The organism is Microbacterium sp., from assembly GCF_029263575.1.
Lineage (GTDB): Bacteria > Actinomycetota > Actinomycetes > Actinomycetales > Microbacteriaceae > Microbacterium.
The window spans coordinates 1-9,911 of sequence record NZ_JAJUFV010000108.1; the positions used below are offsets into that span (position 1 = coordinate 1).

Below are 9,911 nucleotides of genomic sequence, written 5' to 3' on the forward strand. Positions count from 1 at the left end.
CAAGACGACGACGTCATCGACCCGTATCGGCGCTCGCGCGAGACCTATGAGAAGTCTGGGTCGCAACTCTCCCCCGCTGTCGAAGAGGTTGCGCGCGGTCCTGCAGCAGTAGGCAGAACTCGACCCCGGTGCGGGGAGGGTGCACCGGGGTCGAGCTGTTTATGCGATCGACTATGCCTGCACGCGACGACGGCGGATCACTGCGATCGCACCGATCGTCATGAGTGCCAGAGCGAGGCCGCTCACGCCGAGCCACTGTGCGGCGTCGCCACCTGTGATGGCGAGCCCACCGACCGGAGTGGTCACGCTGTCCCCATCGGCGACGTCGGGGCCCACAGGCGGGGTTCCGGTGACGCTCGCGTCGTTGGTGACGCTGCCGGCCGTGCGGTCATCGTTGGTGATGACGTACGACGCGGTCGCCGTGACCGACTCGCCGGGTGCGAGCACGCCGGCCTCGGCCGGCCACTCACCGTAGACGATCTCAGAAAGGCCCTTCAGCTCATCGGTGATCAACACTCCGGTCAGTGTCACATCGCCGCTGTTGGTGACGATGAACTCGTACGAGATCGTGTCGCCGTTGACGGCGCCGGTCTTCTCGAGCAGGATGCCGGGGTTCTGCGGCACCGGCTGGTCGAAGTCGTCCTCGTCCGTGACCGGCGTTCCGCTCGGCGGGGTTCCAATGGTCGTGGCAGTGTTCTCCACGATCCCAGCATCCCGATCAGCCTGCGTCAGCGTGTAAGACGCGGTTGCAACGATCGACTGGCCAGGAGCCAGTGTTCCGGCAACGCCGGGCCACTCGCCGTAGATGATCTCCGAAAGGCCGTCGAGCTCGTCAGCGATCGACACATTCCTGAGGGTGACGTCGCCGCTGTTGGTCGCGGTGAACTCGTAAGAGATCGTGTCGCCATCGAGCGCACCGGTCTTCTCGAGCACGATGGCGGGATTCTGCGGCACCGGCTGGTCGAAGTCGTCCTCATCGGTGACAGGCGTCCCGTTCGGCGGGTTGCCAGTGGTCGTCGCGGTGTTCTCCACGATTCCGGCATCCCGATCAGCCTGCGTCAGCGTGTACGACGCGGTTGCAGTGATCGACTGCCCTGGAGCGAGCGTTCCGGCAGCATCGGCCCACTCGCCGTAGACGACGTCAGACAGACCGTCGAGCTCGTCAGCAATCGAGACACCCGTGAGGGTCACGTTGCCGCTGTTGGTCGCGGTGAACTCGTAAGAGATCGTGTCGCCGTCAAGCGCACCGGTCTTCACCAGCGAGACACCAGGAGCCTGCGGCACCGGCTGGTCGAAGTCGTCCTCATCCGTAACAGGCGTCCCGCTCGGCGGGTTGCCAGTGGTCGTCGCGGTGTTCTCGACGATTCCGGCATCCCGGTCAGCCTGCGTCAGCGTATACGACGCTGTCGCCGTGATCGACTTCCCAGGAGCGAGCGTTCCAGCAGCACCGGGCCACTCACCATAAGAGATGTCAGACAGACCGTCCAGCTCATCGGAAATCGACACACCGGTGAGCGTGACGTCGCCGGTGTTGGTCGCGGTGAACTCATAGCCGACAGTGTTGCCGTCGAGCGAGCCGGTCTTGACCAGCGAGATACCAGGGTTGGATTCGAGCGGCTGATCGAAATCATCCTCGTCCGTCACCGGTGTCCCACTCGGCGGGGTACCCGTGGTCGTCGCAGTGTTCTCCACGATGCCAGCATCTCGATCAGCCTGCGTGAGCGTGTACGACGCCGTCGCGGTGACCGACTTTCCAGGCGCAAGCGTTCCGGCAGTGCCGGGCCATTCACCATAGGTGATGTCCGACAGACCGTCCAGTTCGTCAGCGATCGACACATCCGTGAGGGTGACGTTGCCGGTGTTAGTAGCGACGAACTCGTAGGCGGTGGTGTTGCCCTCGAGCTCACCGGTCTTCACCAGCGAGATGCCAGGAGCCTGCGGCACCGGAAGGTCGAAGTCGTCCTCATCGGTGACGGGGGTTCCCGTCGGCGGGTTGCCAGTGGTCGTCGCGGTGTTCTCCACGATTCCGGCATCCCGATCGGCCTGCGTCAGCGTGTACGACGCCGTCGCGGTGACCGACTTTCCAGGAGCAAGTACTCCGGCAGCACCGGGCCACTCACCATAAGAGATGTCAGACAGACCATCGAGCTCATCAGAGATCGACACACCCGTGAGCGTCACGTTGCCCGTGTTGGTCGCGGTGAACTCGTAGCCGACAGTGTTGCCGTCGAGCGAGCCGGTCTTGATCAGTGAGATGCCCGGGTTGGATGCGAGCGGCTGGTCGAAGTCGTCCTCATCCGTCACGGGTGATCCGGTCGGCGGAGTGCCGGTTGTGGTGGCGGTGTTCTCGACGATTCCGGCATCCCGGTCGCTCTGCGTGAGCGTGTACGAAGCGGTCGCGGTGACCGACTTCCCCGGAGCGAGCGTTCCGGCAGCACCGGGCCACTCACCATAAGTGATGTCAGAGAGACCGTCGAGCTCATCAGAGATCGACACGTTCGTGAGGGTCACATTGCCCGTGTTTTTCGCCGTGAACTCGTAGGCGATGGTGTCGCCATCGAGGACGCCGGTCTTGTCGAGCGAGATGCCCGGGAGGAGTTCGGGAAGCTCTACAAGTGCAGGAGACTCGTCAGTGACGTCTCGGCCCGCCGGCGGCGTACCTGTGACGGTCGCCGTGTTAGCGACTTGACCGGCCGTGATGTCAGCGGCCTTGAGCTGGTATGTCGCCGAGGCATTCACCTTCTGCCCTGGTTCGAGCACGCCGGACGCGCCCGGCCAGACGCCGAACTCGATATTCGACAGGCCCGGCTTGGGGTCGTCGAGATCGACGTCCGTGAGCGTGACCGTGCCATCGTTGGTGACGGTGAAGGCGTAGTTCACGGTGTCACCCTCGATGCCGATGGCACCGGGCGCGAGAGTTCCGACCTTCTCGAGATCGATCGAGGCGCAGTTCTCGTTGACGATGTTGATCAGGGTGGACTGCAGCTGGTTGAATCCGGCGACGTAGTAATCGCTGCCTTCGGCCGGCCCGGAGATCTGTCGGATGTGCTCGCGGAATTCTTCGAGAGCGCCTCCCGAGAGGTTGTCGCTGACGCCAATCGGAATGATCCGGGTGTCTTCGCCCTTGAGCGCATTCGCACTCTCGACTGCCGCGTTGATCACGTCTTTGTCCGTGCTGCTGCCGGGGCCTGTGGCCGGGCTGTCGTACTGCGTCGGGTTACCGTCGGTCAGAAACAGCAGCGCGTCGTATTCTTCGTCCGAGGCAGTGACGGCGGCCAGGCCGCGGTCCCAGTTGGTACCGCCCTGCTGGGCCGCGGGGCGCTTGACGCCGTTGACGTACGAACTGATCGCTGAGACACCGGCAGCGTCGGCGACCGAGGTCAGCGGCAGCGGTGCATTCGCGGATGCTGACGTCGCAGGCGCGTTCGATGCGAAGGTGTGCACGGCGAATTCGACCGGGTAGCCTTCGAGCGCGTTGACGAGCCCGGTCAGCTCTTGGCGAGTCTGCAGCAGTTGCTCATCGGTGACCGAGTTCGACAGGTCGATGCTGATCGCGAGATCGATCGAACACTGCTCGGACAGCGCCGGGTTCTGATCCACCGGCACATCTGATTCGACCGCGTTCGCGGTCGCCGATCCTCCGAAGGCCATTGCCGCGGCGAGAGTCGCAGCCAGAGCCCCCTTCACGGCGAAGCGGGCGCGATGGCGCGACGATTTTGGACGTGTTTGTCTCACGTGAGTGACTCCTCTTGATTCCCCAGGCGCGCAGCAGATCCGCTGCGAATGCGCACGGCAGACGGGTAGCTGCCGACGCGAGGCTATCCAGCCGGTGAAGGGAAAAACGCGCGGGGCGACTCGACTTCACCCCCTAATTCACCCCGCCCCGCTTTGCCAGGGTGAAACCAGCTCAAACAGGCAGGGTCAGCGATTGCGATTGCGATGCGCGGCGGAGCGGGAGTGGGCATCGCCTGTGAGGCTGCCGGGTTCGAGGATTCGTGCCCACCGGTGTGTCGGAGCGGCTACAGTGACGAGAGGATCTGGGGACGATCCGAGACGTCTATGGGAACTTAAAGACGAGGGGAAGGCCTGATGTCCACTGCGGAATCGTTGTTTGTCGTGCCTGCGCTGCTGCGCGAGCTGCGTGATGACGGACCACGGGAGCGAATTCCCGAGGTGTTCGAGGCGCACTTCATCCAGGCGTGGTTCGCCCTCGAGCCCGCCGAGCTGCGCACAGTGCTCGAGGCCGCACCGAAAGGTGAACTGCGCACCCGCCCCGTGGTGTCGTACGTGCTCGCCCTGCTGCGCGGCGAACCGGTTCCGCTGCTCGAGGACGCGAGGCACAACGGCCTCAAGGTCGAAGATGCGATCGGACGCGGCACGACGATCGCCATGGCTGTTCTCGAAGCCCGGATGCGTGGAGAGATGCACTTCGCGCTGTCGCTGCTCGACAGCATCCGGGCCGATGCGCAGGCACGCAACGCGCTCTTGGACGGATCGAAAGGCGGTGCTTCGTTTGCCGGCGTGCAGGCCGGCATCACCCGGATGCTGGCCGGAGACTTCCGCGGGGCTCTGGCCGAATTCGAGCGCGTCAAGTGGACGTGTCCGCCGGCCGACCTCGCGTTCCTGGTGCGGGATGCTCATGCCAAGGCCGCCCTCGTGCACGCACTCTTCGGCGATCCCGATCTGGCGCGCCGAGAGCTGGTCGACGCGGCTCGCTGCGAAAGGACGACCAGCTGGGCCGAGCCTGTCGTGGATGCCACGGTTCAGCTCGCCACGATCCTCATCGACGGTGCCCACGGCGAGAGCGTTCTCGAGCCGCTGCTTGCCCTGCAACGGCAGGATATCGGCGAGATGTGGCCGTACTATGTGCTCGCTCTCATCCCCTCCGCGCTGGCCGGCGAAAGCGGAGCGGAGCACGTGCTGACCGTTCTCGAGCAATCCGCCCTGCCCGGCTCGTCGACCGGCCAGGGCCTGCCCGGCAGTGCCTCACCGCTCGCCCGCGCCGCACTCGCCGCGCGCGCCAGCAACACCGCAGCGGCCCGCGCCGGCATCGGATCCGCCGACCCGGACATGCCGCTCACGACACTCATGGCGGCGGGCGTCGCGCTCGACACCGGCGCGGCCGCCCAGGCACTCGCTCTGGCTGCGCGCATCGTGCCGCAGACCGACGGGCTGCGCCAGCTGGAGCTGTGGCGGCTGAGCATCGTCCACCTCGCCCATCACGCGCTTGAGGAAGATGCCGCAGCCAAGACCACCCGTCGACAGGTCGCACAGCTCGCCGAGGGACTTCCTCGAATGAATCTCCCGGTCGCCGGATCTGCGGGAGAGCACATCCGCGGGGTGCTAGCCGGGGAACCTGCGCCGGTCCGGCCGCACATCCAGTGGTTGACGCCGAGAGAGGCCGAGATCCTCACGCACCTGGCCGAGGGGCTGAGCCGCAGAGAGATCGCGGAGCGTCTGTTCGTGTCGCTGAACACGATCAAGACACAGGTCTCTAGCCTCTACCGCAAGCTCGGCGCGTCCAGCCGCGACACCCTGCTGGGTGAGGCGTACGAACGCGGTCTGCTCTGACCCCGCCCGGTTTCAATTCACCCCGAACCTCACCCATGCCGAACGGCCGCCGCCTCAGACGCCAAATCATAGGCATTCGCGACCGTTCCTACCCGACGCGCGGCAAGAGCAGCGTCGGCATCACGTCCGAGTCCGCGCAGGACGATCGCCTCGAGAGCGGCGAGACTCGCTCGCTCCTCGGGAGCGTCGGCCGTGATGCTGCCCAGCATCCGCAATGCCTTTTCACGCTGGCCGTCGAAGACCACCACCCGTGCGGCGCCGATCTTCACCAGGGGCGAATCCGCGGCACGCGACCCGTCCACAGCACCGACCGGTGCCCATGTCACGTTCGTCTGATTCGTCGCCCATTGCCGCAGCAGCGTCGACGCCCCCGCTCCGACGGATCCGACAAAGTGCAACGAACGTGGCATGCGATGACAACACTTCGAGGAGTCGCGGTCGTTCCAACAGGGTCGAGGACATCGGGAGCGCAGTTGAACCCGGTGACATGGCTTCACTCTAATGGGCTCTGTGAGCGGGGCGGTGGGGCTGGGTGTCGGCGCTGCCGTGCGCGGCATTGCGGATGCTCCGATCGTGCTGTGGACCGCGGCCGCGATCGGCGGCCTCGCCGTGGGCACGTATCTCGCCGTCAACCTCGCGCTCGCGATGCGGGTAATTCCGGCAGGTCGCGCGGGCATGTACCTCGGCGTGCTGAACGTTGCCGAGACGATTCCCCAGGTGCTGGCGCCCGCCGTGGCTGCAGGGCTGCTGCGCGTCAGATCCGAAGGGCCACCGCCGACACGGGAGTGATCCCCGCTCTTTTCAGCGCGCGGTTCGGGATGCTGGGAGGCTGACATACTCATCCCCATGACTCAACACCGTACTCACCGTTCCAGCTGGCTTGCTTGGCCTCTCACAGCGGTGATACTGATCGCTGCCCTCGGTAGTATGTACGGCGATCGCGCCTCGCTGGAGCGCCCGGCTGATCCTGTCTCAGAAAAGAAAGCGCCCTTCCAACTTCCCGACCGTCGCTCATCGACCATCTTGGTTGTGATTATCGGCATCATCGTCGGCGCAGGAGTATGGGCGGCCGGCTCCCTGACTCCGATGGGAGAACTAGCGCGTGCCCTCACCGGTGCTCTAGCTTTCGTCTCGACGCTCCTTGCCTGGGCGTGAGGAACGAACTGGTGACAGTTTCGGTTTAGGCCGCGAGTGTGAGCGGCTCGGCTAGCTTGGCTTCGAACTCGATGGGCGTCAACCCGCCGAGAGTGTCCTGTGCTCGTTGGCGGTGATACTTCCGCTCGATCCAGACGACGATCGCGAGTCGCAGCTCCTGTCGGGTGGCCCACCGTTGCTGGTTGAGGACGTTCGTTTGAAGAAGCGACCAGAAGCTCTCCATCGCGGCATTGTCCCCGGCCGCGCCGACGCGGCCCATGGATCCGACCATGTCGTAACGGCGCAGCTCACGGGCCATGGCTCGGCTGCGAAATTGGCTGCCCCTGTCGGCATGCAGGATGCAGCCGGCGACCTCACCACGGCGGGCGACGGCGTTGCGGAGTGCGTCGACGGCGAGTTTCGCGGTCATCCGATCCGAGATCGAGTAGCCGACGATCCGGTTCGAGAACGCGTCCTTGATCGCGCAGCAGTAGAGCTTGCCCTCGGTGGTGGTGCGGTGCTCGGTGATGTCGGTCAGCCACACCCGGTTCGGCGCGTCAGCGCGGAACACGCGCTTCACGTGATCATCGAACACCGGCGGGCCAGCCTTCTTGCCCTTCCCTCGTCGGCGGCGCTGCGCAGACGAGAGAATCCCCGCCTGAGAACACAACTTCCATGCGGTCCGGCGGCTCATCCGCCAACCCGCACGGCGGGCCTCGTCGGCGAGGTATCGGTATCCGAACGTCGGATCGTCGTGGTGAGCGTCGTGCAGGGCGTTGATCCGGTGCGCGCGGAGCACGTCCGCGTCCCGGACAGGGTCGTTGCGCCACCGGTAGTAGGGCTGGCGGGCGAGCTTGAGGACCCGGCACGACACCGTGACGGGGATGCCGTCCTCGGCGAGCTCAGATACGAGCGGGTACGTCATTTTGGGGAGCCACCGAGTTTCAGATTCGCCTGCGACAGATACGCCGCAGCCCTCCGGAGCACCTCGTTCTCCTGCTCGAGTAGGCGGATCCGTTTCTTCAGCTCCCGCGCTTCCGCAGCATCCGCCGCAGTCTGACCAGGCCGATTGCCTTCTTCGACGTCGGCCTGACGGAGCCAGTTCTGCAACGTCGCTTCGCTGATACCGAAGTCAGTAGCGATCTGTTTGATGGTGACGCCGCTCTCACAGCTGCGAGCGACCGCGACAACGTCCTCGCGGAACTCTCTGGGATAGGGACCGGGCATGATGACATCCTCCCCGCCAGCGCCTCCCGACGCTAACGATCAGTTGTCACCGATTCGTTCCTCACGCCCGATTCCCGATCGTGGGCTGTCACCTTTACCAGGCAGCGCGTCGATGAACGTGTCCACGCCGAACGTCAGCCAGATCCCCGGGAGCGCTTCCTGTAGCGCTCGCGCGATGGTTGACTTCCCCGCGTTTGATCCACCATTGAGCACGATCAGAGGGCTTTGCTTGATCCTCGGTTGAACGGTCATCGCGACAGAGACTACCTCCATCACAGATCCGACTATCCTGGAGTGAGGATGCACAACAGGAGGCAGCAGTGATCTTCAGCTTTATCATCTACGTGGTTCTTTTCCTGGGCGGCGTGCTCATGATGGGAATCGCCCACGGCGTCGCTGACGGCTTCCAGGCGCTGACCTTCTGTGCGGGACTTCTGATCTTCTGCCTGTCTCTCGCATGGATCATGCGTCAGGCTGGCAGCGCGACGCGTCGTGCGAACAACTGGGATGGCGGCCCCGGCGCCAACTGACCGCATCCGCGCTCACGGCGCGGTGTATCCGCTTTCTCGTAGAAGCGCAGCCAGGTGCACGGCATTCGCTGCCGCTGTCGTCGTGCTCTGCGCGACCTTCTCGGGGACCTCGTGGAGGTCTTTGTAGTCCGTGCCGTGCATGGCCTCCCCGTTCCAGTACACCGAAGCCTGGGCGGGAACGGTGAAGCCGACATCGCTCAGAGCCTGGAACAGGATCCCGGTGATGTGATGGGCGCCGTCCTCGTTGCCGACGACGGCGGCGACCGCGACCTTGTCGAACAGTGTCGGTTTGCCGTCGGCATCCGTCTCGCTGAGCTCGGCATCCAGGCGCTCCAGCACGCGCTGGGCGACACTGGAGTGTTGGCCAAGCCATGTCGGGGTCACGAACACGATGATGTCGGCTTTGAGGACCTGTTCGCGAAGCGCGGGCCACTCGTCGCCGGCGCCCATGTCTTTCTGCACACCGGGGCTGATCGAATGATCGACAGCGCGAATCGTGGCCGGGCTCACGCCGTGGCTGGCGAGAGCGGTGAGGATCTGCCCGCCGAGCACATCAGAGCTCGAATCCTGCGGCGATGGCTTGAGCGTGCAGTTGATCATGAGGGCTGTCAGTGGGGTATCCATGCCCGGGAGACTAACGCCGCGGCGGCCGCGCGCGAAGGGGGTTTCGATGTTCGCGGTAAAGCACTAGGGCACGGCTCCCTAGCGCCGCTTCGCGAGCCTCGCTTCAAGATTCGCCTTCACCGCTGGCCACTCCGGCTCGATGATCGAGTACTCCACACTGTCGCGGAGAGCCCCGTTGCGATAGCGCGATACGGCTCGCATGACGCCGTCCTGCTTGGCGCCGAGCCGCTCGATCGCCGCACGCGATTGGAAGTTCACCCACTGCGTCGTCAGCCCCACACGAAACACCCCCAGTTGCTCGAACGCGTGGCGCAGCAGCAGATACTTCGACTCGGGGTTCGTGCCCGTCCCGTGCGCTGAGGGACGATTCCAGGTATAGCCGATGTGCAGGCGCGGAACGTCAGCGACGATGTCGTAGAACGAGGTCATGCCGAGTACGCGACCGGTCGCATCGAAAGCGGTGAAGGGCAGCATCTCTCCGGTACCCACGAGCGCGAGTCGTCGATCGATCTCGGCTGCGACGCCGTCGGGAGCAGGCACCGACGTGTACCACGCGCTCTCCCAGAGTTTGTCTTCGCTTACTGCTTCGACGAGCCCGTCGTGATGCGAGTGATCGAGCGGGCGAAGCTCCACCAGGCGGCCGGTGAGCGTGACGGGTGCCGGTGCGGTGAGAAAAGCCATAGGTGTATTCAACCAGCGACGTTCGTCTAGCATGAACTCATGGCGATCCTCGTGTCGATTCTCATTTTCGCGCTCACGATCGGTGCTCTCATGGACATCATTATGCGCGACGATTCGGCGGTGAAATACCTGCCGAAGATGGTC

At 64.8% G+C, this 9,911-nt stretch carries 8 protein-coding genes and 1 pseudogene; 3 read left to right on the forward strand and 6 right to left on the reverse strand.

Going from position 1 to position 9,911, the window contains the following annotated elements:
* Nucleotides 1-171 precede the first annotated feature (171 nt).
* Complete coding sequence (locus Q1J95_RS11130; protein WP_300267593.1) at nt 172-3,735, reverse strand: VWA domain-containing protein; 3,564 nt, start codon at nt 3,733-3,735, stop codon at nt 172-174.
* 354 nt (nt 3,736-4,089) lie between these two features.
* Here Q1J95_RS11130 and Q1J95_RS11135 point away from each other — a divergent pair, with 354 nt between their 5' ends.
* The gene (locus Q1J95_RS11135; protein ID WP_300267594.1) at nt 4,090-5,571 is read left to right on the forward strand and encodes a helix-turn-helix transcriptional regulator; all 1,482 of its coding nucleotides are present in this window, start codon (nt 4,090-4,092) and stop codon (nt 5,569-5,571) included.
* A 29-nt stretch (nt 5,572-5,600) separates the two neighbouring features.
* Here the strand turns inward: Q1J95_RS11135 and Q1J95_RS11140 are convergent, their stop codons facing one another.
* On the reverse strand, nt 5,601-5,981 hold the full coding sequence (locus Q1J95_RS11140; protein ID WP_300267595.1) for a hypothetical protein: 381 nt from the start codon (nt 5,979-5,981) through the stop codon (nt 5,601-5,603).
* 100 nt (nt 5,982-6,081) lie between these two features.
* On the opposite strand from Q1J95_RS11140, the gene Q1J95_RS11145 reads away from it, so the two are divergent.
* Nucleotides 6,082-6,360 (forward strand): hypothetical protein, encoded by a 279-nt coding sequence (locus Q1J95_RS11145; protein WP_300267597.1) that lies wholly within the window; start codon nt 6,082-6,084, stop codon nt 6,358-6,360.
* A 391-nt stretch (nt 6,361-6,751) separates the two neighbouring features.
* On the opposite strand, the pseudogene Q1J95_RS11150 reads toward Q1J95_RS11145, so the two are convergent.
* Nucleotides 6,752-7,932, reverse strand: a pseudogene (locus tag Q1J95_RS11150) (IS3 family transposase).
* Nucleotides 7,933-7,971: 39 nt separating this feature from the next.
* Nucleotides 7,972-8,205, reverse strand: a complete 234-nt coding sequence (locus tag Q1J95_RS15715) for a hypothetical protein (RefSeq protein ID WP_366945554.1) — start codon at nt 8,203-8,205, stop codon at nt 7,972-7,974.
* A gap of 47 nt (nt 8,206-8,252) precedes the next feature.
* Between Q1J95_RS15715 and Q1J95_RS11155 the strand changes: the two genes are divergently transcribed.
* Nucleotides 8,253-8,462 carry a hypothetical protein gene (locus tag Q1J95_RS11155; RefSeq protein WP_300267599.1) on the forward strand — a complete coding sequence of 70 codons (210 nt, stop codon included), beginning with the start codon at nt 8,253-8,255 and terminating at the stop codon, nt 8,460-8,462.
* A 12-nt stretch (nt 8,463-8,474) separates the two neighbouring features.
* Here the strand turns inward: Q1J95_RS11155 and Q1J95_RS11160 are convergent, their stop codons facing one another.
* Both Q1J95_RS11160 and Q1J95_RS11165 read right to left on the reverse strand, forming a co-directional pair.
* Nucleotides 8,475-9,086, reverse strand: coding sequence for an NAD(P)H-dependent oxidoreductase (locus Q1J95_RS11160; protein ID WP_300267601.1), 612 nt, complete (start codon nt 9,084-9,086; stop codon nt 8,475-8,477).
* A gap of 78 nt (nt 9,087-9,164) precedes the next feature.
* Entirely contained in the window at nt 9,165-9,767 is a 603-nt protein-coding gene (locus Q1J95_RS11165; protein WP_300267603.1) for a GNAT family protein, read from the reverse strand.
* Between the last annotated feature and the right edge of the window lie 144 nt (nt 9,768-9,911).

What these genes read in the sequence shown, in the direction of transcription:
- Q1J95_RS11135 (WP_300267594.1), top strand. Translation starts at nt 4,090, where the DNA reads ATGTCCACTGCGGAATCGTTGTTTGTCGTGCCTGCGCTGCTGCGCGAG.
- Q1J95_RS11140 (WP_300267595.1), bottom strand. Translation starts at nt 5,981, where the DNA reads ATGCCACGTTCGTTGCACTTTGTCGGATCCGTCGGAGCGGGGGCGTCG.
- Q1J95_RS15715 (WP_366945554.1), bottom strand. Translation starts at nt 8,205, where the DNA reads ATGGAGGTAGTCTCTGTCGCGATGACCGTTCAACCGAGGATCAAGCAA.
- Q1J95_RS11160 (WP_300267601.1), bottom strand. Translation starts at nt 9,086, where the DNA reads ATGGATACCCCACTGACAGCCCTCATGATCAACTGCACGCTCAAGCCA.
- Q1J95_RS11165 (WP_300267603.1), bottom strand. Translation starts at nt 9,767, where the DNA reads ATGGCTTTTCTCACCGCACCGGCACCCGTCACGCTCACCGGCCGCCTG.